Here is a 21,664-nt window from a genome sequence, read left to right on the forward strand (position 1 = left end):
GACGACAAGAAGATCCAGGACTACAACTATACCGCCACGAAGGAAGCCATCGCCCGCGCCGTTCGCGGCGAGCCGAAGGCGTCGGAAGTCGTCGCCAAGCGCAACGACGCGAAGCACCCCTTCGCTCCGAACTGAGTTCGGGCGCAGGCTCGAATGGAAGGGGAGCCCTCGCGGCTCCCCTTTTTCTTTTCCGCTTTACGTAAGGCGACGAGAGGCGCGCATGACCGCGACCATCGGCTGGGACATCGGCGGCGCCCATGTCAAGGCGGCGCGCGTGGAGGCGGGGCGGATTGTCGCCGTGACGCAGCGCGCCTGCGCCCCGCATCTGGGCCTTGCGCATCTCGAGGCGCCCATCCGCGAGACGCTCGCGGAGCTCGGGCGAGCCGAACGCCACCGCGTCACCATGACCGCGGAACTGTCGGACGCCTTCGCGGACCGGACGCAAGGGGTCGTCTCCGTCGCCGCCATCGCCGCGCGTGAGATCGGGGCGGGGGAGATTCTCTACTATGCCGGCGCGCGGGGGTTCGTGGAACGCACGGGCGTGGCCCAGGCCGCGCGGTCGATTGCCTCCGCCAATTGGCGCGCCAGCGCGGAGCTCGTCGCGCAGCGCTGCGGTGAAGCCCTGTTCGTCGACATGGGTTCGACCACCACCGATCTCGTCCCCATTCACGGGGGCCGCGTTTGCGCGCTTGGAGAAACCGACGCGGAACGGCTCGTGCATGGCGAGCTGGCATACGCCGGCTTTTCCCGCGGCGCGCCGCAGGCCTATGCGACGCGCGCGCCCATCAACGGGCGCTGGTCGCCGCTGGTCAATGAGAGCTTCGCCGCCATGGCGGATGTCCGCCGCGTGCTGGGCGATCTGCCGGAGGGCGAGAGCCGCGCCGATCTGTCGCCGACGGCCGACGGGCGTCCGAAGACGGTCGCCGCGTCCTCGGCACGGCTCGCGCGGATCGTTGGCCTGGATGGGAGCGAGCTGACGCCGGCGCAGGCGCGCACGCTCGCCGATTATCTGGCGCGCGCGCAAGTGCGCGTCATAGAGGATCAGATGGCGCTTCTGAGTTCGCGAGACGCGGTCGCGCCGCATGCGCCCCTTGTCGGCGCGGGCGTGGGCCGCGCGCTCGTGGCGCGGATGGCGACCGCGCAGGGGCGCGCCTATCGGGATTTCGCGGACCTCATCGACGCGCCCGCCGCGCTTGCGGCCGCCGCGGGCGATTGCGCGCCAGCCGCGGCGATCGCCTTATTGGATATCTGACTCTAGCGCTTTCACGCGCTGGCGAGATGCGCCCGTATCTTCTCCATCACCATGTCCCACGCCTCGCGCTCGGCCGAGCCGGCGGTCTTCTCGATGGCGATGGTCAGATAAGCGAGTTCGTTCTCGATCTTTTCGTGCGACAGCCGCCCAAGGCGCGTCGCCAGAATCGCCGCCTCGAGCACGGCGGAGCGGGCGCGATTCATGCCGAGGAACGGGCGATGCGATTCCATGTGCCGCACCCGGCAGAAGAAACGCGGGCGCAACTCGTCCGCTTCTACGTGATCGATCTCCAATTCGGCATGCGCCAGCGCGCAGGAGAGTCGCGGCGCCGGCCAGCCGTCGATATCGGTGAGGGGAAAGCTTCGCGTCCCGGTCACGAGGCCCGCGAAGACGCGCGCGTCATCCGTAAAGCTCGCGGTGAACTTCCTGCCGTGTTCGAGATTGAACAGCGTCGTCGAGGGGCGGAACGGCGCGGCGATCCAGTGGTCGCCTTCCTCGATGAGACCCAGCGGCGCAATATGGGGCCGCCCTTCCGGCGTGAGCGTCGTGACGACGCATTCGTGAATCAGCGGCATTCTATTTCCCTTCGACCGCCTTGCGCATCGTGTGGCCGATTTCCTTGAAGCGCGTCGCGTCTTCGTCGCTTGTGTCCATTGCCGCGCCGAAATCGAGCGGCTCATCCTGGCGGTAGCGCTTGCCGAGCTTGAAGGCGAGCTCGGCCTTCATCAGCTCGGCTCCAAGATAAAAGGCATGTGCGCCGTCGTGCGCGACGTTGAGATGGGGAAAGAGCGCCATGGCGTCCGTCTCCACCGCGTGAAATTGCCTGGCGAACACATGCACGCCGTCGCTCGAGGTCTCGATGCGGAAATTCGCGTCGCGCAATTCGCGCGCAAGTTCGGCGATCTCGCCGGGGGTCGAGGACCAGGGTCGCCGGTCGTGCACCTGAAGCAGCGCGTCGCTGTAGCCTTTCGGCAGGGCGCGATCGGCGCGGGCGGCGTACATGAGCCGCCGGGCGGCGTCATGCTCCTGGAGCGTGCGCCGGGTGTGCGGGCTCACCTGCACGGTGAGCAGGTGACGAATGCCCAGCTCGGAGCAAATTCCAAGCATGGCGGCGGTGATTCCCGCCGTGTCGGCGTCGGTGAGTTCGGTGAGATTTCCCGTGCCCATCATGATCTCGGCTTCGGGCTCGCGCGCGCGAATCTCAACATAGCGCGCGATGGAGGCCGCGAAGCCGAAATGGATGGGATCGAGGATCGGATCGAGAATGAACGCGATCCCTTTCGCGCGGGCGATCCGCGCGGCGCGTTGCAGGGAGTCGAGGTCGCCGTGCGGGCGCGGCACGAGGATCGGCACGAGGGCGGAATGATCGGGCAGGATCGAGAGCGTTTCCTCGTCGAGGCTCAGCAGATGATCCGCGCCGGCCGCGACGGCGCGCGAGAGCTCCGCGACATTGGCGGAGTCGACCGAGACCTTGAACCCTTCCGCCTTCAGCGCGGCGATCGTTTCCTCCATATGATCGAAGGGCGTGTCCGGCAGGCAGCCGAGGTCGATGACGTCGGCGCCGGCGCGCACAAGGCCGCGCGCCTTTTCTACGACCTCCGCGACGCTCATCTTCGAGGCGTCGACGATCTCGGCGAAAATGCGCATGTCATGGCGCGACAGGTCCGGCGCGACGCCGCCATGGCCGAGCCAGACCGGAAGATCGGCGATTTCCTCCGGCCCGCGTTCGAAGGGCACGCCGAAGGCTTGCGTGAGCGCGTCGAGATCGGCGCGGCAACGGCCCGGCAGGATGACGCGATCCGCCTCGACCGGGCGCGGCAGGCGGCGCAGGATGATGTCCTGCGTCATCAGCGCCGCGACCTTCACGCCAATATCGTGGATGCGCCAGCCGCGCGCCTTCTCGCCGAAGCCGGCGACCATCCGCTCCAGTCGCGGATAGGCCAGGTGGCCGGTGAGAAACAGCAGGCGTTCACTCATGCTTGGGGGCTTTCTTGCAGGTCTGGCCATAATGCGGACCATCTCCCTCTCCCCGCAAGGCGGGGAGAGGGGAGGGGTGAGGGTCCAGGCCGCATCGACTCATGTAGTTCGTTTTACGATGGACTTGCCCTTGTGCAGATGACCGCCGTTGCTTCGCCCCTCACCCCAGCCCTCTCCCCGCAGGCGGGGAGAGGGGGCGGGCCGGGTTACGCCTGCTCCGCCAGCTCCCGCTTGCGCCGTTCCACAGCCTCCCGAAGCGCGGCGAGGCTTTCGACCACCTGCGTCGCCTCGAAAGACTTCAGCCTGTCGGTGTTCTCAAGATCAATACGACGCGGATAGACCATGACCATGCCCTTGGGCGCGCGCGTCTCCAGCTCCGGCGCGGTGTCGCAGGCGAAGACGATGGTGGGGACCCGGCACTTGCCGGCCTGCGCGAAGACATTGGTCGCGAGATTGTCCGAAATGCCGTAGACCGCCTTGGCGACGGTGTTCGAGGTCGCGGGCGCGACGACGAGCGTGTGATAGACGTTGTAGTAGAAGCCGCCGACCGGCGCGGCGCTGGCGGTCGTATCCTTGAAGATGCGGATCGTGTCGGGGAGGTTGAGATCGTGCTTGTACATGCGCACCACCTCCGCCGCCGCCTTGCTGACGAAGAGATCGCAATGATCGAGCGAGCGGATCATCTCCAGGCTTTCGGTGAAGAAATGGCCGGAGCCGGTGAGCGCCCATCCCCAGCGCGGCGTGACAATGTGCGTTTTTGTCATGAAGCGATCTTCTGTGTTGAGGAGGCGACGGGGACGCCGGGCAGGGCGCCGCCGGCCAGCGCCTGCGCCGCGGTGGCGAGCGCGCGCGGACCCGCGACGGTGACGGGCGTTCCGTCGACATAGTCGGGAAAAGCCGGATCGACAACGCCGGCCGAGACGAGACTGCGCAAAGCACAATCGGCGCCGATGTCGACGCTCTTGATCATGAGCAGCGCCGAGGCGCCGGCGGCGCGGGCGAGCCAGGCGGCGAGGCTGTCGGACGTGACCTCCCAGCCGGGCGCGATGTCCGCCGCCGCGACCATGGCCGAGGCGCGCCACACGGCGATGCGGCCGCGCGCATGAAGCTCGGCCATCTCGCCGGGCGTCGCCGCGAGATCGAGGCCATGGAGGCTCCCGAGGGCCAGGGCATATTGCTCCATGGCCAGAACCGCCATGGCGTGCGCCGTCCGGTCGTCGAAGCCGAGTTTGGGCTGCGCGGCGCGCACGGCGTTGGCGAAGGGGCCGCCGCCGGCGACGATTGTCAGCCGGTGCGGCCAGGCGCGCAGCGCTTCGATCCACCGCGCGAGCAGGGGCGAGTCGTGGAGGCTGCCGCCGATCTTGGCGACGAGAAGGGGGCGGGCGTCCGGGGCCACGGGGTCAATTCGGTTTCACGCGGCGCGCGTCGGGGTGACGCTCGCGCCGGATCTTCACGCCGACCGCTCCGGGCGCGACGTCCAGCTTTTCGACCTGAACCACGACGCAGCGCACGCGCTCATGCAGCAGCACGCTCTCGGCCAGCCGCTCGGCGATGGTCTCGACCATGGCGATGTGGCCGCCGGAGAGGATCACCTTGATGGCGTCCATGATGACGTCATAGGAGAAGACCGAGCGCATGTCGTCGGTCACATCCGCGCGCGCCACCTCGGCGTCGACGTTGAAGCGCACGCGCTGCGTGTGGCCATATTCATGCGCATAGGCGCCGACCTCCACCGGCACGACATAATCGTGCAGGAAGACGCAGTCGGTTTCATTGAGCCCCGGCGGCTCGATATAGCCGCGCGCGATCAGCGCCCATTCGGCGGCGAGCGTCTCGATCTTGTCGCCGCGGGTGGGGATCAGATCGCGGATCAGCGCGGTGGCGGCGGCGGTGAGGCCGGCGCGGCGGTCGCCATGGGCGCAGAGCGCGCCGCGAAAGCCCAGAACGTCGGGGCCGGTGACGAGGAGGCGCGGGACGTCCGGCGGTTCGAGCGCCCCGGCGAGACCGGCGGCGAGGCCCAGCTCGCGGCAGCGGCGGGTGAACTCGGACAGCGCGCCGACGGACATCATGTCGATGAGCCGGCCCTTGCCCTTGTGCGCTGTGTCCAGCATGGCGCCGTGGACTCCCGCTTTCGCGAGGGTCGGGAGATGCTCGAAAGCGGGGGCGAGGTCGGCGAAAAGCACGGCGACGAGCTTCACCCGCTGCGCGAGGGGAGCCAGAGTGGCGACGATCTCGCCTGCGTCCGGGGTCTGCGGCAGCGCGAATTTGATGTAGTCCACACCGGTTTCAGCTGCTTCCTCGAAGGCGCGGCGGGCATGGGCGGCGTCATGCGGCAGGTCGACGACGGCGCTCACCGGGCAGCGGCCGCCCACGCCCGCGACAATGTCCGCGACTTGCGGCAGCGACAGAGCTCCGAGCGCGCCGCGCGCGGGGTCTTTGCAGTCAATGATGTCGGCGCCATGGGCGAGAGCGACCTCCGCTTCCTCGCGCGAGAGAACGCTGGCCAACATCAGGGTCATTTCTTTCGGGCTCCAGAGGGACGGGCGGGGTTTCAATATACGGTTGCGGCTGTTCTGTGAATTGCACGGGGTGGCGAGGCCCCCTCCCCAACCCTCCCCCGCTCTCGCGGGAGAGGGAGCAGCCCCCGGCCCTCATCTGGAACGCTGATCGCGAGGGTCCCCTCTCCCGCTTGCGGGGGAGGGACAGGGAGGGGGCCTTGCCGCTACTCGATCCGCGACCCATTCGCCGAAAGCACCGTCGCCGCCAGATAGAGCGACCCGGCGATCAGCACGCGTGGCGGCTGGTCGAAGGGGCGGGACGACAGGAGTCCAAGCGCCTCCTCGACGCTGTTCGCCGCAGCCGAAACGGAAATGCCCTCGGCCTTGGCCATTGCGGCGACCTCCTCGGGCGGCCAGCTCTTGTGCTCGCCCTCGACCGGCACGGCCACGACCTCCCGCGCCAGACCCGCGAAATGGCGCAGCAGGGCGCCCACGTCCTTCGTCGTCTGCGCGCCGCAGATCAGGACCAGCGGGCGCGGGGCGCGGTCGTGGAATTCGGCCATGGCCTCAGCCAGCACGCGGCCGCCGTCCTCATTATGGCCGCCGTCGAGCCAGACCTCGGCGCCCGACGGCGCGAGATCGACGATGCGCCCGCGCAGGAGGCGCTGGAGCCGCGCCGGCCATTCGGCTCGCGTGAGCCCTGTCTCCATGGCGCGGGCAGGCATGTCCGGCCACACCGCCCGGAGCGCCGCGAGCGCCCCGGCGGCGTTGAGATGCTGATGGCGCCCGGCGAGGCGGGGCAGGGGCAGATCGAGCAGGCCGCGCTCATCCTCGAAGACGAGCCGGCCATTTTCCTCGCGGACATGAAAGTCCCGGTCCGCCATCAGAACCGGCGCGCCGACGCGGCGGGCCTCGCGCTCGAGGGTTTTCTCGGCGCCCTCGGACTGGAAACCGATGACTGCCGGGGCGCCGCGCTTGAAGATGCCGGCCTTCTCATAGGCGATCTTCTCGACCGTATCGCCGAGGAACTCCATGTGGTCGAGCGAGACCGAGGTGACGATGGTCGCCTTCGGGGTGTTGATGACGTTGGTGGCGTCGTAACGGCCGCCGAGGCCGGTTTCGAGCAGGAGCCAGTCGGCCGGCGTCTCGGCGAAGAGCGAGAAGGCCGCGGCCGTCGTCACCTCGAAAAAGGTGATGGGTTGGCCGCCATTGGCGTCCTCGCAGCGCTCGAGCACCGCGTTGAGCCGGTCGTCGTCGACGAGCCGGCCGCCGCCGTCCGCGCCAAGGCGGATGCGCTCGTTGAAGCGGATGAGATGCGGCGACGTATAGACGTGCACGCGCTGGCCGGCCGCCTCCAGCATGGCGCGCAGGAAGGCGATGGTCGAGCCCTTGCCGTTGGTGCCGGCGACGTGAATCGTCGGCGGCAGGCGCAGGTCGGGGCGGCCGAGCGCCTCCAGCAGCCGCTCGGTGCGCCCGAGCGACAGGTCGATCTTCTTGGGATGAAGGGTGAGCAGTCGCGACAGGATCGCGTCATGCTGATCCATGGCGGCTGCGCCTTTTCGTTCAGGCGGCGCGCCGCGGGGGCGTCTTGGTCAAAAGGCCGCAGAGGCGCGCGAGCGTCCCGCGCATCTCCTGGCGCGGCACCACCATGTCCACCATGCCGTGGTCGCGCAGATATTCCGCGCGCTGGAAGCCCTCCGGCAGCTTCTCACGGATGGTCTGCTCGATGACGCGCGCGCCGGCGAAGCCGATGATGGCGCCGGGCTCGGCGATCTGCACGTCGCCCAGCATCGCATAGGACGCGGTGACGCCGCCGGTCGTCGGATTGGTGAGCACAACGAGATAGGGCAGGCGCGCGTCCCGCAGGCGCTGCACGGCGATGGTCGTGCGCGGCATCTGCATGAGCGAGAACATGCCTTCCTGCATGCGCGCGCCGCCCGAGGCCGTGAAGATGATGAAGGGGGTCCGCTTGGCGAGCGCATGTTCCGCCCCGGCGACGATGGCCTCCCCCGCCGCCATGCCGAGCGAGCCGCCCAGGAATTCGAAGTCCTGCACGGCCACGGTGACCTGCGAGCCGTCGAGCCTGCCCGTGGCGAGCGTCACGGCGTCCTGCTGGCCGGTCTTCAGCCGATATTCCTTCAGCTTGTCGACGTAGCGCTTGATATCGCGAAACTTCAGCGGGTCGATCGGCGCGTCCGGCGTCGGCAGCAGCTCCATCTCGCCATTGTCGAACAACGTGGCGAGCCGCACGTCCACCGGGCAGCGCATGTGATAGCCCGAACCCGGCACGACGAAGAGATTGGCCTCGATGTCCTTGTGAAAGACGAGCTGGCCGCTCTCCGGGCATTTCACCCAGAGGTTTTCCGGCGCCTCACGCTTGATGAGCGCCTTGATCTTGGGCGGGACGACGTTGGAATACCAGTTCATGCCCAAAGCCTCGTGAGCCAGGAAAATGCGCCGCCGCCGTTGCCGTCCGCGGACCCGCTCCGCGCCCCGCGCACGCCGGCGGAAATGCTCGCGACGAGCGAGGCGACCGCCTCGACGGTGGTCGCGCTCGCCTTGTCGCCGGCGCCGAGGGACGCCCTGAGCGCCTCCACCAGCGCCGATCCCACCACCCCGCCCTCGGCGTTGCGGGCGATCTCGGCGGCGTTCTCGGCGTTCTTCACGCCGAATCCCACCGCGATCGGCAGATCGGTGTGCGCCTTGATGCGTTTCACGGCGGCGCTGACCCCCGCGTAATCCGCGAGCGCCGCGCCGGTGATGCCCGTCAGCGACACATAATAAACGAAACCGGAGGTGTTTTCGAGCACCTTGGGGAGGCGTCTGTCGTCGGTCGTGGGCGTGGCGAGGCGGATGAAGTTGAGGCCCGCGTCGCGCGCCGGGATGCAGAGCTCCGCATCCTCCTCCGGCGGCAGGTCGACGACGATCAGGCCGTCGACGCCGGCGGCTTTCGCGTCGGCCAGGAACCTGTCGACGCCATAGACATAGATCGGATTGTAATAGCCCATCAGCACGATCGGCGTGTGGGCGTCGTCGGCGCGGAACGCCGTCACGAGCTTCAGGGTCTTTTTCAGCGTCATGCCCGCCCTGAGCGCGCGCAGCCCCGCCGCCTGGATCGCCGGGCCGTCGGCCATGGGATCGGTGAAGGGCATGCCGACCTCGATGACGTCGGCGCCCGCCGCGGGGAGCGCCCTGACGATCGCGAGCGACGTCTCTGGGTCGGGATCGCCGGCCATGACGAAGGTCACGAGGGCGGCGCGCCCCTCCGTGCGGAGGGCGTTGAAACGGGCGTCGATACGGGTGGACATAAGAATTTGGCGTCTTTCCGGTTCGGCGGGGTCTCCCGCCCCTTTCGAGGATGGCTTAGTCCCTGGCCCGCGTCCCGTCCACCCCCCTTTGCGGGGTCGCGGCGGAGTTGGGATTTTCGTGCGCGTCCAACATCATCAAATCGTCACCTGCGCCCCGAGCTCCACGACGCGGTCCGGCGGGATGGAGAAGAAGTCCGGCGCGCTCGACGCCTGCCGGGTGAGCGAGACATAGAGCGCGTCCTGCCAGGCGGGCATTTTCGAGGCGGGGCTCGCCTTCACCACGCGGCGGCCGACGAAGAAGCTCGTGGTCATGAGATCACAGACGAACCCGGCCTTGCGCATGAGAGCGAGGGCGCGCGGCACATTCGGGCTCTCCATGTACCCGAAATGCAGCGTCGCTACCGAGAAATCCTCCGAGAGCTTCTCGATCTCGAAGCGCTTGTCCGGGCGCACGCGCGGGCGGTTTTCCGTGCGCACGCACAGAAGCAGCACCCGCTGATGCAACACCTTGTTGTGCTTGATGTTGTGCATCAGGGAGGCCGGCGCGGTCTTCGGATCGTTGGTCAGGAAAACCGCCGTGCCGGGAGCGCGCATGGGCTGCGATTTTTCGAGCATGGGGATCAGCTCGGAGATGGGAATCGAGTCGGCGTGGGTCTTCTCGTTCAGCAGGCCGGCGCCGCGCACCCAGGTCCACATGACGATCATGGCGCAGGCGCCGAGCGTCAGCGGAACCCAGCCGCCATCGACGATCTTGAGCAGATTGGCCGCAAGGAAGGCGACATCCACCACCAGGAAGGCGGCGATGAAGGCCACGCTGAGCGGAAGCGGCCATTTCCAGTCCCGCCAGACGACGACGAAGGCCAGCGAGGTGGTGACGACCATGGTCCCGGTCACCGCGATGCCATAGGCCGAGGCCAGCGCCGACGAGCTGCGGAAGGCGATGACCAGCAGCAACACGCCGAGCAGCAGCAGGCGGTTGACGCGCGGGATGTAGATCTGCCCCTCCTGCGCCTCCGAGGTGTGGATGATTTCGAGGCGCGGCAGCAGGCCGAGCTGGATGGCCTGCCGCACGATGGAGAAGGCGCCGGTGATCACCGCCTGACTGGCGATGACCGTCGCGACCGTCGAGAGCAGCACGAGCGGCAGCAGCGCCCAGTCCGGCGCGAGCAGGAAGAAGGGATTGTCGATCGCCTCCGGCCGCGACAGGATCAGCGCGCCCTGGCCCAGATAGTTCAGCAGCAGCGCCGGCAGCACGAAGCCGAGCCAGGCGGCCTGGATCGGGAAGCGCCCGAAATGGCCCATGTCGGCGTAAAGCGCCTCCGCGCCGGTGACGCCGAGGAAGACCGAGCCCAGCACGGCGAAGCCGAGCCAGCCATGTTCGAGCAGGAAGTCGACGCCGCTGCGCGGGTCGAAGGCCCAGAGCACCTGCGGCGCGTCGCCGATATGCATGGCGCCGAGACCGGCGATGACGGCGAAGAAAGCCACCATGATCGGGCCGAAGAAGGCCGCGACCCGCGCCGTGCCGTGGCTCTGCACCCAGAACAGGGTGATCAGGATGACAAGCGTGATCGGCAGCACATACTCGCTGAACCGATGGGTGACGAGTTCGAGTCCCTCGACCGCCGACAGCACCGAGATGGCGGGGGTGATGATCGCGTCGCCGGAGAAGAGCGCCGCGCCGGCGACGCCGAGAAGGAAGATCGCCGCCGAGCGCCCGCCGACCGAGGATTCGGCCAGAGCCATGAGCGAGAGCGTTCCGCCTTCGCCGCGGTTGTCGGCGCGCATCAGGAACAGGACATATTTGATGGTGACGGTGAAGATGAGGGCGAAGATCAGCAGGGAGATCGCGCCGATGACCGCCTCCTGCGTGAGAAGATCGGCCTTCACGCTATGCGACAGCGACTCGCGCAGGGCGTAGAGCGGGCTCGTGCCAATGTCGCCGTAGACCACGCCGATCGAGCCGAGGATCAGCGCGGCGGGGGAGTGTCTCGCGTGTCCGTCGTCGGCGGACGCCTCCGGGTCCTGGGCGTTGACTGGAATATGCTTTGTCATGAACGCCTCCAGTAAAAGGGGTCAGATTGTCACCTGCGCCCCCAGCTCGACGACCCTGTCAGAGGGAATCGAGAAGAAGTCTGTCGCATTCGCCGCCTGTTTGGTGAGCGAGACATAGAGCTTGTCCTGCCAGGCGGGCATCTCCGAGGCCGGGCTCTCCTTGATCGTGCGCCGGCCGAGAAAGAAGCTCGTGGTCATGATGTCATATTTGAAGCCGGCCTTGCGCATCAGCGCCAGGGCGGCGGGCACGCGCGGGCTCTCCATGAAGCCGAAATGCAGGATGGCGCTGGAGAAGTCGTCGGACAGGCGGGTCAGTTCGAAGCGCTTTTCCGGCGCGACGCGCGGGCGGTTCTCCGTGCGCACGCAGATGATCAGCACCCGCTCATGCAGCACCTTGTTGTGCTTGATGTTGTGCATGAGGGCCGTCGGCGCGACATTGGGGTCGCTGGTCAGAAACACCGCCGTGCCCGGCACCCGGGTGGGCTTGGATTTCTGAAGCATGGCGATCAGATCCATGATCGGGATCGAGTCGCGGTGAGTCTTCTCGCCCAGAAGCCTCGTGCCGCGCACCCATGTCCACATGATGATCATGACGCAGCCGCCGAGCACCAGCGGCACCCAGCCGCCTTCGACGATCTTCAGCAGATTGGCCGCGAGGAAGGTGAACTCAACCACGAGGAAGGACGTCGCGAACACAATGGCGAGCCAGAGCGGCCAGCCCCATTTGCGCCAGGCGACGATGAAGAGCAGCGAGGTCGAGAGCACCATGGTGCCGGTCACGGCGATGCCATAAGCCGAGGCCAGCGCCGACGAGCTCTTGAAGGCGATGACGAGCAGCAGCACGCCGATCAGCAGGATGCGGTTGATGCGGCCGATATAGATCTGCCCTTCGAGCATGGCCGAGGTGTGGGTGATTTCAAGGCGGGGCAGCAGGCCGAGCTGGATCGCCTGACGCGCGAGCGAGAAGGCGCCGGTGATCACCGCCTGCGCGGCGATGGTGGTGGCCATGGTCGAGAGAATGACGAGCGGCAGCAGGCCCCATTCCGGCGCCATGAGGAAGAAGGGATTGCCGACGGCCTCCGGGCGCGACAGCACCAGCGCGCCCTGTCCGAGATAGTTCAGCAGCAGGGCGGGCAGAACGAAGCCGACCCAGGCGAGCTGGATCGGGAAGCGGCCGAAGTGGCCCATGTCCGCATAAAGCGCCTCGACGCCGGTGACGGCGAGAAAGACCGAGCCGAGCACGGTGAAACCGAGCCAGCCATGCGTCAGCAGAAAGACGACGCCGTGGCGCGGATTGAAGGCCGAGAGCACTTGCGGCGCGTCGGCGATATGCAGGGCGCCGAGAACCCCCATGGTGAGGAAGAAGGTGATCATTATGGGGCCGAAGAAAGCCGCGACCCGCGCCGTTCCGTGACTTTGCACCCAGAACAGCGTCACCAGAATGAAGATCGTCGTCGGCATCACATATTCGGTGAAGCGATGCGTCACCAGCTCCAGGCCCTCGATGGAGGAGAGCACAGAGATCGCGGGGGTGATCATCGCCTCGCCCGCAAAGAGCGCCGCGCCGCCGACGCCCAGCAGAAAGGCCACTCTGGTCTGCCGCCCCAGCGCCGTCTGCGCCAGCGCCATCAACGAAAGAATGCCGCCCTCGCCGCGGTTGTCGGCGCGCATGACGAAAAAGATGTATTTGATGGTGACGGTGAAGATCAGCGCGAAAATCAGCAGCGAGATCGAGCCGATGACGCTTTGCTCCGTCAGCGCGTCCGCCTGCACCTCATGGGCGAGCGACTCGCGCAGGGCGTAGAGCGGGCTCGTGCCGATGTCCCCGTAGACGACGCCGATCGAGCCGACGATCAGGCCGAGCAAGTCGCCTTTGCCATGTTCGTGGCCGCCACCATCGCCGTGGCCGACGTCCTGCGCGGGGCCGGCGGCCGCCGCGCCGGCCTGGCGCTCGGCGCCCGATAGCTCATTCATCAGTCGTTCCTTTTGGAGGAGGTTCCGGGCGCGCGCGCCGGCGGCGAGGGGGGCGGCTCGAGCACAAGCTTCCGGGCAGGCACGGACAATGGCCCCTTTTCAGGCGCGAAAGGCGCCCTTTCGCAAACGGAGCGGCCATATACGCCCTTTTCAGGCCGATGAGAAGGCTTGCCTGCGGGGCGCCTCGCGCGCACCTTCATCACGTGATGACCATCGAAAGGAGGCGCAAATGGCGTCAGGTTCGCAGGACAAGGCCCTCGCCGCTTCAGCCGGCGGGGCTGGAGACGACCTTCCGCCCACCGACCTCCAGGGGCTCGAGGCGGGCGACGCCGTCCTGCCCTGCGGCGCGCCCGCCTATTACGCCATGCCGGAGGGGGGCAGGGACCTGCCGATCGTGCTCGTCGCACAGGAAATTTTCGGCCTCAACGATCATATCCGCGACATTGTCCGCCGCTTCGGCAAGCTCGGCTATCTGGCCGTCGCGCCGGATTTCCTGATCCGTTATGGCGATCCGTCCAAAGCGCCCGACATCGAGACCATCCTGCGCGAGATCGTCGCCAGGGTTCCCGATTCGGAGACGATGATGATCTTCGACGAGTCCCTCGATTTCGCGGAGAGCCGGGGCGGCGCGCGGGGGCGGGCCGCCATCACCGGCTTCTGCTGGGGCGGGCGCGTGGCGTGGCTCTATGCCGCGCATAATCCCGAGCTTTTGGCGTGCGTCCCCTGGTATGGCCGCCTCGACGGCGCCCATACGGCCGTGCAGCCGCAATGGCCGATCGACGTGGCGGAGAAGATCAGCGTCTCGACGCTGGGGCTCTACGGCGGCGCCGATCCGAGCATTCCGCTCGACCTCGTCGACCGGATGATGGCGCGCCTCGCGCAGGCCGGGGCGCCGGCGGACATTCTTGTCTATGATGAGGCGCCGCACGCCTTTTTTGCCGATTACCGGCCAAGCTACCGGCCGCAGGCGGCGAAGGACGCGTGGAGCCGGATGCTCGCTTTCCTGCGCACGCATGGCGTCGGATAGACGCGTCGCCGGGCGAAACAGCATTGGGCGGCGTCAGAAATCGCTGGCCAGCCCCCTCACTTCCCAGTCGCCGTAGCGGGCCGGATCGAGCCCGCCGCGGCCGCCGCGCTCTTCCGGCCGGGCCGCCTCGCCGGCGGCCGTGCGCCGCGCCTCGGCTTCCGCCAGCGCGCGCCGCGCCTCGGGGGGCAGGGGGCGGGCCGACAAGACGGGGTCTTGCGCTGATTTTGCTTTGTCTGACTCGGACATGGCGTTTTCGCAGATTCTCGCCTGCCCGCGTCGCTCTGTGTTATAATTCGGCCCGGACCGGGCAGTGGAGACGGCCGTTTGAGCGATAGTAAATCATTCCCCGGGCGGTCGAAACCGGGGCGTCACGCCACCCGGCAGGGGTTCGTTCCGGCAGAAGCGGCCCGCGAGGCGGAAGCGGCGAAGATCCCCGGATTGCCGGCAAGGCTCGCGGCGGCCGCGATCATTGGCGACGTCATCCAGGGCGGCCATCGGCTCGATGAATGTTTCTCCCCCCAGGCGGTCCCGAATCGGCTGACGGGACTCGAGCCCCGCGACGTCGCGCTGGCCCGCTCGATCGCCACGGCGGCGTTGCGCCGCCTCGGGATCATCCGCCATGTGCTGGCGGAACTGCTCGAGAAGGGCTTGCCGCGTCAGGCCGGCCGGCTCGAATACACGCTGATCGCCGCCGCCGCGCAGCTTCTCTTTCTGGACGCCGCCGACCACGCCGCGATCGACCTCGCGGTGCGCGCGACCAAGCTCGAACCGAAGACCGGCGCCTATGCCGGCATGGTGAATGGCGTGCTGCGCAATCTGCTGAGGCGGCGCGAGGAGTTTCTGGAGCTCGCCGCCGGCGGCGAATATGACGCGCCGCCATGGCTGGCCCAGCGCTGGCGCAAACACTATGGCGAGGCCGGCGCCCGCGCCATCGCCGCCATCTACATGAAGGAGCCGCCGCTCGACCTTTCCGTCAAGTCGGACCCCGAGGGATGGGCGGAGCGGCTCGACGGCGTGGTGCTGCCGACCGGCTCCGTGCGGCTGAGAACGCGCACGCCGATCGTCGAGCTGCCGGGCTATCATGAAGGCGAATGGTGGGTTCAGGACGCGGCGGCCGCCCTGCCGGCGCGCCTTCTGGCCCCCAAGGCCGACGAGCGGGTGCTCGACATGTGCGCGGCCCCGGGGGGCAAGACGGCGCAGCTTGCGCAGGCGGGCGCTCATGTGGTGGCGCTCGACCGTTCGGCGGAACGCCTGAAGATGCTCGCCGCCAATCTGTCGCGGCTCGACCTTCGCGCCGACGTCGCCGTGGGAGACGCCACCGGCTACCAGGCGCAACCCTTTGACGCCATTCTCATCGACGCGCCCTGTTCCGCGACCGGGACGGCGCGCCGGCATCCCGACGTCCCCTGGACGAAGAAGCCCGGCGACATCGACACGCTCGCGGCGCTCCAGACGAAAATGCTCGCCCGCGCCGCGCTGCTGACCAAGGCGGGGGGACGGATCGTCTATTGCACCTGCTCGCTCGAGCCCGAGGAGGGCGAGCAGCAAGTGGCGGCGTTCCTGCGCAGAAACCCCGACTTCCGCCGCCAGCCGGTCACGGAGGCCGACGGTGCGCCGCCGGAATTCATCAACCGCGACGGCGACCTGCGCACGCTCCCCTATTTCTGGCCCAACGAAGACGCGCGACTGGCGGGCATCGACGGCTTCTTTGCCGCGCGGCTGGTGCGGCAGGCCTGACCGCCCGCCCGCCTGGGCTCAGCCGCGCGGGGCCGCTTGCAGCGAGCCCAGCAGGTCGCTCAGGGCGGCAAGTTCCGCGGGCTTGGTCAGATGACCATCGAAGCCCGCGTCGCGCACGCGCGCCTGCACCTGGGCCTTTCCCCATCCGCTGAGCGCCACGAGCGCGACGTCGCGTCCCTCGGGCAGGGCGCGAATGCGCCGGGCGGTTTCGAATCCGTCGGGCGGGGGCATGCCGAGATCGAGCAGGACGAGTTCGGGCCGGAAAGTCTTCAGAGCCGAGACGCCCGAGTCGCTGCAATAGGCGACGCTTGTCGTCGCGCCGAAATCAGCGAGCAGTTCCGCGAAACTGTCGGCGACGTCGGCGTCGTCGTCGATGATGAGAACGCGGCGCGGCGTCCTGGACGGGCGCGCCGGCGTCTCCGGGAGGCTGGCGCTTTCGGTCAGCGCCGGCAGGCGGACGATGAAGTCGCTGCCGCATCCCACGCCCGCGCTTCGCGCTTCGACCGAGCCGCCGTGAAGGTGCAAAAGCCTGCGGACGAGCGCGAGACCAACTCCCAGCCCCCCTTTGGCGCGGCCGAGCGTGCGGTCGACCTGCGTGAAATAGTCGAAAATCTGCGGCAGCATTTCCACCGGGATGCCGACGCCGCTGTCGCGCACGCTCACCACGGCCTCATCGCCGGACCTCTCGACCGAAAGCGTGATCCTTCCGCCTTGCTCGGTGTATTTGGCGGCGTTGTCGAGCAGATTGGTGAAGACCTGCGCCAGCCGAACGGGGTCGCCGTCGACCGTCACCGCGTCGTCCGTGAAGGAGGTTTCGAGGCGATGCCCGCCGGCCTGGATCGCGGGCTGCGCCGTCTCGATCGCATGGCGCAGAACCGACAGGAGATCGATCCTGTCGCGTTTCAACTCGATCTTGCCACGCGAAATGCGCGAGAAATCCAGCAGATCGTTGACCAGCCGGATGAGATGCTGGACCTGTCGATCCGCAATGGCGAGGAGCTTGCGGTCGCGTTCCCGCGCGAGCGCGCCCTCCTGTTTGAGGAGGTGGACCGAGTTCCGGATCGGCGCCAGCGGATTGCGCAACTCATGGGCGAGGGTCGCGAGAAATTCGTCCTTGCGCCGGTCCGCCGCCTTCAGCGCCTCTTCCGCGCGTTTGCGCTCGGTGATGTCGCGCACGAAGGCGCGAAAGCCGATGATGTCCTTCTTCCCATCGTAAACCGGCCAGGCGCGCAGGCTCACCGGAAAGACCGTGCCGTTCCTGTGCACATATTCCTTCTCATATTCGCCCGAGTCGGCGAAGGGGATGATCCTTTCGCGCAGGATCGCGTCCTCCCACGCATGCCACCGCGCGGGCGTGAGCTCCTGATAGGTGCGCGTGCGCAGTTCCTCGAGCGAAAAGCCGAGCATCTCCTGAAACGCAGGATTGGCGTCCTGAATCGTGCCGCGCAGGTCCACGGTGACGATCCCGTCGCGGCTCGTTTCGAAGAGCAGTCGATACCGCTCCTCGCTTTCCCGGAGGGTCTCGTTCGCTTCCTCGCGAAGGCGGCGCTGCGTGCGCGTGATTGCCGTCTCGAGTGCGTCGCGGCTGCGGCGGCTGGCCCAGCCCACGCCGAGGCAGGTGGCGCATGAGGCGAAGGCGTAGACAGCGAGGCGAAAGAGGTCGTTTGGATCGGCGATCGCCAGCGATCCGATCGGGGGAAGAAAGAAATAGGCGCCGCCGAGCCCGCCAAGGACCGCCGCCAGCAGGCCGGGGCCGGCGCCCACCAGGACGGACAAGAGCAGGGCCGTGAAAAACAGCGGGATGAAAGGCCGCTCGGCCGCCGCGCCGCCCAACAGCGCGCAAAGAGCGATCGTCGCGGCCACGGCAGGCGCAGCCACGGCGTATCGCGCCGCCGCGGGCCAGGAACGAACGCCTTCAAAATTCATCATTATAACGCGCTAACGACTGCGCCCTCCGCCCGGCCGCAAAGCAAAGCTAAATTGCGTCAATGTTATGGAGGGACGGAAACATTCGCCGCTTTCAAGGAGATCGCGATGGTCTCGCGCGCGGGGCGGGCGGCGGAGGCTCCCATTCGCCTCATGGAGCGGCGAAGGGCGAAAAGGCCTCGACGACGTCGAGATAGACCTGCCGCTTGAATGGCACGATGAGGTCTGGCAGGGCCGAGAGCTTTTCCCAGCGCCAGGCGTCGAATTCGGGCTTGTGCTTGCCGCCGCCGGGAGCGTGGATGTCAATCTCGTCGTCCTGGCCGAGAAAGCGCAGGGCGAACCAGCGCTGGGTCTGGCCGACATATTTCCCGGACCAGCTCTTCTTCGCGTCCGGCGGCAGGTCGTAGGACAGCCATGTCGGCGCCTCCGCGAGGAATTTCACGCTCGACACGTTGGTTTCCTCGTAAAGCTCGCGCAGCGCCGCCTCGAACGGCGTCTCGCCCTCGTCGATGCCGCCCTGCGGCATTTGCCAGAGATAGGGAGCCGAGACCTGATCGAAGGCGCCCTTGGAGCGCCGGTGGCCCACGAAAATGAGTCCGTCCCGGTTGATGAGCGTGACCCCGACGCAGGGGCGATAACGGCTGTCCGGCGCGCAGGCGGTCATTTGCGCCCGTCTCCCGCCGCCGCGCCGCGCGGCGCGAGCGCCGAGGAAACGGGCGCGAGCGCGAGGCCGCGCCGCTCCAGAGCCTTCGAAAAGCGCGCGATCCGGGCGACCGCGGCCGGGCTGGCGTTGGCGAAGCCGATCGCCGCGCCCTTGTCTCGGGCGAGCGTCTCGAGCTTTGCAAGCGCGGCGTCCATCGCCTGCGGCGCGTCGTCGAGGATCACGTCGACCTGCCCGAAGGGGGCGCCGAGCCGTTGCGCCACGGCGGCGGCGCGCGACTGCGGCGAGGCGCCGTCGTCGAGATAGAAAAGTCCGCGCCGGGATATCTCGCCCAGCGCCGAAGACATGGCCGTTTCATCGGCCGTAAAGCGTCCGCCAAGGTAATTCATGACGCCAGCATAACCCGCGAATCGACTCATCAGCCAGAGGAGATCGTCGCCGCCGCCGTCGGCCGCGTCCGTCGTGAGCATATGCGGACCCGGATTGTTGCGCGGATAGTCGAACGGCTCCATCGGCGCCTGGAGAAGGGTCTCGTGACCGCGCGCGCGCCTGTTGCGCCAGCCGGTCGAGCTCCGTCCCATATGGCGCGAAGGCGAGCGTGACCGCCTCCGGAAGCTGGTCGATGGCGTCCAGCGACGACTGCGCGTCGAGGCCGAGCCCGCCCACCACCAGAGCGATGCGGGGCGTGTCCGGCCGGAGCGTCGTCGCCGCGACGAAGGGACGAGCGTAAACATCCATCGGCCGGGCGCCGTCCGCGCCGATCTTCGGCAACAGGCCGAAGCGGCTCTTTTCCGTCACCCGGCGGTCGGGCGCGGGCGCGAGCCGGACGCCGGAGGCGGGCTCCACCCGAATGATGCGCGCCACGCCGCCTTCCCCGCCCGGCCGCGTCACTTTCACGCCTGAGAGCGCCTCGATCTCCCGCGCCACGCTGTCCGTGGCGGGCGGCTCGGTCGTGGCCGTCGCGGACGGTTGCGGCGCCAACGGGCCAGGCGCCGGCGCCTTTGCGGGCTCTATTCTCGCGACGGCGTGCGGCTCGCCGCCATAGGGGTCGCGCGGCGCGACGGAGAGCGCGCCGACGATGGCCGCGACGGCGCCGGCCGCGATCAGGCGCAGGTTTGGCCGCCGCGGGGGCGCGGACGTGACCGCCGGCTGGCGCGTCTGGCCGAGAGGGGCGTCGAGGTCGTCGGACATGATGGCGAAGCGCGCTCGCGGAGGATGCGAAAGTCCAGAATCACACCTGCTTATTGTGAAGCCTGCGCTGCGCCCTGTCGAGGGCGCTTGCTCAGCCGGTGAGCGCGCCGTCGGCTTCCATCAGCTCCAGCAGCATGCCCTCACGCAGGCCCCGGTCCGCGATTCGGGTGCGGGCGGCGGGGAATGTCTCGCGAATCGCCTCGAAAATGGCGCAGCCCGCGAGAACGAGGTCGGCGCGTTGCGGGCCGATGCATCCATTCGCCACGCGCGCGTCGAAATCCATCGCCCGCAGTCGCTCGATGGCGCGCGTCGCCTCGGCGTCCGTCATCCAGAGGCCGTCCACCCGCCACCGGTCGTAGCGCTCCAGCCCCAGATGCACGCCGGCGAGGGTCGTGACGGTTCCGGAGGTCCCGAGTAGGTGAAAACGCGCGCAGCGCCTCACTTCCGTCGTTTCCTCGACGAAATGGGCGAGGGCTTCCAGGGCGTGGTTCTTCATCGCCGCGAAGGTGCGGGCGTCCACGACGCGCCCGCCGAAATGCTCCGCCAGCGTAACGACGCCGAGTTCGAGCGAGGTCCAACTGTGCAGCTCGCGGGGCTCGCCGGGCGCGGGCGGCCGGGTGAGCCAGACAAGTTCGGTCGAGCCGCCGCCAATGTCGAAGAGCAGCACGCTGCTCGCCTGGGGATCAGCAAGCGAGCCGCAGCCGCGCGCCGCGAATCGGGCCTCGGTTTCCCGGTCGATGACTTCGAGTTCGAGTCCGGTGCGCTCGCGCACCCGCTCGACGAATTCCTCGCCATTGGCGGCGCCGCGACAAGCCTGGGTGGCGACGAGCCGGGCGCGGGAGACGCCGCGCGCCTCCATCTTGGCGCGGCAGATATCGAGCGCCGCGATGGTGCGCTCAATGGCGGCCTCGCTGATCCGTCCCGCGCGTCCGAGGCCCTCGCCGAGGCGCACGATGCGCGAAAAGGCGTCGATGACGCGCAGGAAATCGGTGTTGCGGCGGCGGGGCCGGCGCTCCGGCCGGGCGATGAGCAACCGGCAATTATTGGTGCCGAGATCGAGGGCGGCGTAAGTATGCACGCCCGAGGGCGCGGGCCGGCCGATGGCGAGCGCAGCCGCGACCGCGACGCCGGCCTGCGTCCGCGCCGCCTCTACTGCTTCCAGAGCTGGCCCCGGATTCGCGGGCTGCTCGGTGCCTGCCAAGTTCCTGCTCCCGCGATAATACGGTTTCGCGCGCTCTCGCCGCCTGCGCGACCCCACGGGTCGAACTTCCTAAATGCAGGATTGGCGCGCGGCCTGCAAGTGGCGTCGCAGCGCGCCGCGACAGCGCGAGAGCTTTTCGCCCCCGCCAGACAGTTGACAGCGCGCCCGGCTCTCTCTAGATCACGTCCCGCTGCGGCGCAAAACCGACGGCCCGTTGGGGGATAGTTCAACGGTAGAACAGCGGACTCTGACTCCGTTAATCTTGGTTCGAATCCAGGTCCCCCAGCCACTTGATTTCAAAGGAAAATCTGCCGTTCAGAGGGTCGGAAAAGGCCCTTTTTCATGTTGCACGTGTTGCAATCCATTCCCGTTGATTTCCCGGCAGTTCCACCGGGAGCCGGCGAATCCGTGCGACATGGATGCGACATGAAAGCGCGCCCCACAACGCAAAAGTGCCCTGCCGGTTCATCCGCGGTCAGGGCGCTTGAGCATCATGGGGATATGCCTGGATAATCTACGCCCGGCGCTTGTGCAATACAAGGGCGGCGCTAAGGTGCGGCCAGGAGGTCGCCCCAATGGCCAAAACGCAGAAGCCTGTCCCGCTTGCCTCGATGCGTCTCGCGCAGGCAGCCTATCTCGCCGGCTTGGGCCACTCGGCAGCGGAGATCGGCGCCGCCACGGGCATGAAAACCGGCCACGTCTATTGGCTGCTCTTCACCCACCATATTCGCCTGGCGCCGAAGACGGCCGCTGACGTTGTGCTGCCGCCGATAATGGTCTCCCGGAAAACGATGGGCGATGTCGAGCACCTCTCGAAGACCCTCGCGCTCCCGCCGGATTGGATGCTTGCCCGCCTGCTC

At 68.1% G+C, this 21,664-nt stretch carries 21 protein-coding genes and 1 tRNA gene; 7 read left to right on the forward strand and 15 right to left on the reverse strand.

The window, feature by feature from the left end; all coding sequences use genetic code 11:
- Together ACR652_RS15160 and ACR652_RS15165 are read left to right on the forward strand one after the other, a co-directional pair.
- Positions 1-135 (forward strand): formaldehyde-activating enzyme (locus ACR652_RS15160; protein ID WP_434507333.1); only part of this gene is annotated, 135 nt, incomplete at its 5' end.
- A gap of 85 nt (positions 136-220) precedes the next feature.
- On the forward strand, positions 221-1,252 hold the full coding sequence (locus ACR652_RS15165; RefSeq protein ID WP_434507314.1) for a hydantoinase/oxoprolinase family protein: 1,032 nt from the start codon (positions 221-223) through the stop codon (positions 1,250-1,252).
- 11 nt (positions 1,253-1,263) lie between these two features.
- Here ACR652_RS15165 and ACR652_RS15170 read toward each other — a convergent pair whose 3' ends face one another.
- The 10 genes from ACR652_RS15170 to ACR652_RS15215 all read right to left on the reverse strand — a co-directional run bounded on the left by ACR652_RS15170 (position 1,264) and on the right by ACR652_RS15215 (position 13,061).
- Positions 1,264-1,827 carry a DUF447 domain-containing protein gene (locus ACR652_RS15170; RefSeq protein ID WP_434507315.1) on the reverse strand — a complete coding sequence of 188 codons (564 nt, stop codon included), beginning with the start codon at positions 1,825-1,827 and terminating at the stop codon, positions 1,264-1,266.
- Position 1,828: 1 nt separating this feature from the next.
- Positions 1,829-3,229 (reverse strand): DUF6513 domain-containing protein, encoded by a 1,401-nt coding sequence (locus tag ACR652_RS15175; protein WP_434507316.1) that lies wholly within the window; start codon positions 3,227-3,229, stop codon positions 1,829-1,831.
- A 206-nt stretch (positions 3,230-3,435) separates the two neighbouring features.
- Positions 3,436-3,993: a flavoprotein gene (locus ACR652_RS15180; protein WP_434507317.1), complete on the reverse strand. Its 558-nt coding sequence runs from the start codon at positions 3,991-3,993 to the stop codon at positions 3,436-3,438.
- The gene (locus ACR652_RS15185; protein ID WP_434507318.1) at positions 3,990-4,625 is read right to left on the reverse strand and encodes a uridylate kinase; all 636 of its coding nucleotides are present in this window, start codon (positions 4,623-4,625) and stop codon (positions 3,990-3,992) included. The genes ACR652_RS15180 and ACR652_RS15185 overlap by 4 nt, the downstream gene beginning before the upstream one ends.
- A gap of 4 nt (positions 4,626-4,629) precedes the next feature.
- Positions 4,630-5,748, reverse strand: a complete 1,119-nt coding sequence (locus tag ACR652_RS15190) for a (5-formylfuran-3-yl)methyl phosphate synthase (RefSeq protein ID WP_434507319.1) — start codon at positions 5,746-5,748, stop codon at positions 4,630-4,632.
- A gap of 203 nt (positions 5,749-5,951) precedes the next feature.
- A complete protein-coding gene (locus ACR652_RS15195) occupies positions 5,952-7,271 on the reverse strand; it encodes a bifunctional folylpolyglutamate synthase/dihydrofolate synthase (protein WP_434507320.1) in 1,320 nt (439 codons plus the stop codon).
- Between the two features lie 19 nt (positions 7,272-7,290).
- The gene (gene accD, locus ACR652_RS15200) at positions 7,291-8,154 is read right to left on the reverse strand and encodes an acetyl-CoA carboxylase, carboxyltransferase subunit beta (RefSeq protein ID WP_434507321.1); all 864 of its coding nucleotides are present in this window, start codon (positions 8,152-8,154) and stop codon (positions 7,291-7,293) included.
- Positions 8,151-9,035, reverse strand: a complete 885-nt coding sequence (gene trpA, locus ACR652_RS15205) for a tryptophan synthase subunit alpha (protein ID WP_434507322.1) — start codon at positions 9,033-9,035, stop codon at positions 8,151-8,153. Before trpA ends, accD begins: the two co-directional genes overlap by 4 nt.
- Before the next feature lie 135 nt (positions 9,036-9,170).
- Entirely contained in the window at positions 9,171-11,087 is a 1,917-nt protein-coding gene (locus ACR652_RS15210; RefSeq protein ID WP_434507323.1) for a potassium transporter Kup, read from the reverse strand.
- 21 nt (positions 11,088-11,108) lie between these two features.
- Positions 11,109-13,061, reverse strand: coding sequence for a potassium transporter Kup (locus ACR652_RS15215; protein ID WP_434507324.1), 1,953 nt, complete (start codon positions 13,059-13,061; stop codon positions 11,109-11,111).
- A gap of 229 nt (positions 13,062-13,290) precedes the next feature.
- Here ACR652_RS15215 and ACR652_RS15220 point away from each other — a divergent pair, with 229 nt between their 5' ends.
- Positions 13,291-14,088, forward strand: coding sequence for a dienelactone hydrolase family protein (locus ACR652_RS15220; RefSeq protein ID WP_434507325.1), 798 nt, complete (start codon positions 13,291-13,293; stop codon positions 14,086-14,088).
- 33 nt (positions 14,089-14,121) lie between these two features.
- Here the strand turns inward: ACR652_RS15220 and ACR652_RS15225 are convergent, their stop codons facing one another.
- A complete protein-coding gene (locus ACR652_RS15225) occupies positions 14,122-14,334 on the reverse strand; it encodes a DUF1674 domain-containing protein (RefSeq protein WP_434507326.1) in 213 nt (70 codons plus the stop codon).
- Positions 14,335-14,412: 78 nt separating this feature from the next.
- On the opposite strand from ACR652_RS15225, the gene ACR652_RS15230 reads away from it, so the two are divergent.
- The gene (locus ACR652_RS15230) at positions 14,413-15,825 is read left to right on the forward strand and encodes an RsmB/NOP family class I SAM-dependent RNA methyltransferase (protein ID WP_434507327.1); all 1,413 of its coding nucleotides are present in this window, start codon (positions 14,413-14,415) and stop codon (positions 15,823-15,825) included.
- Positions 15,826-15,843: 18 nt separating this feature from the next.
- Here ACR652_RS15230 and ACR652_RS15235 read toward each other — a convergent pair whose 3' ends face one another.
- The 3 genes from ACR652_RS15235 to ACR652_RS15245 form a co-directional block, all read right to left on the reverse strand.
- Positions 15,844-17,754 (reverse strand): PAS domain S-box protein, encoded by a 1,911-nt coding sequence (locus ACR652_RS15235; RefSeq protein ID WP_434507328.1) that lies wholly within the window; start codon positions 17,752-17,754, stop codon positions 15,844-15,846.
- A gap of 148 nt (positions 17,755-17,902) precedes the next feature.
- The gene (locus tag ACR652_RS15240; RefSeq protein ID WP_434507329.1) at positions 17,903-18,415 is read right to left on the reverse strand and encodes an RNA pyrophosphohydrolase; all 513 of its coding nucleotides are present in this window, start codon (positions 18,413-18,415) and stop codon (positions 17,903-17,905) included.
- Positions 18,412-19,146, reverse strand: a complete 735-nt coding sequence (locus ACR652_RS15245; protein ID WP_434507330.1) for a divergent polysaccharide deacetylase family protein — start codon at positions 19,144-19,146, stop codon at positions 18,412-18,414. The genes ACR652_RS15240 and ACR652_RS15245 overlap by 4 nt, the downstream gene beginning before the upstream one ends.
- Before the next feature lie 116 nt (positions 19,147-19,262).
- Here ACR652_RS15245 and ACR652_RS15250 point away from each other — a divergent pair, with 116 nt between their 5' ends.
- On the forward strand, positions 19,263-19,457 hold the full coding sequence (locus tag ACR652_RS15250; protein ID WP_434507331.1) for a hypothetical protein: 195 nt from the start codon (positions 19,263-19,265) through the stop codon (positions 19,455-19,457).
- Positions 19,458-19,694: 237 nt separating this feature from the next.
- Here the strand turns inward: ACR652_RS15250 and ACR652_RS15255 are convergent, their stop codons facing one another.
- Positions 19,695-20,705: a Ppx/GppA phosphatase family protein gene (locus tag ACR652_RS15255; RefSeq protein ID WP_434507334.1), complete on the reverse strand. Its 1,011-nt coding sequence runs from the start codon at positions 20,703-20,705 to the stop codon at positions 19,695-19,697.
- 314 nt (positions 20,706-21,019) lie between these two features.
- On the opposite strand from ACR652_RS15255, the gene ACR652_RS15260 reads away from it, so the two are divergent.
- Positions 21,020-21,093, forward strand: a tRNA-Gln gene (locus tag ACR652_RS15260).
- Positions 21,094-21,379: 286 nt separating this feature from the next.
- Positions 21,380-21,664, forward strand: a 285-nt coding sequence (locus ACR652_RS15265; protein WP_434507332.1) for a hypothetical protein, incomplete at its 3' end; no start/stop codon positions are given.

Source organism: Methylocystis sp. (assembly GCF_051061225.1).
GTDB lineage: Bacteria > Pseudomonadota > Alphaproteobacteria > Rhizobiales > Beijerinckiaceae > Methylocystis.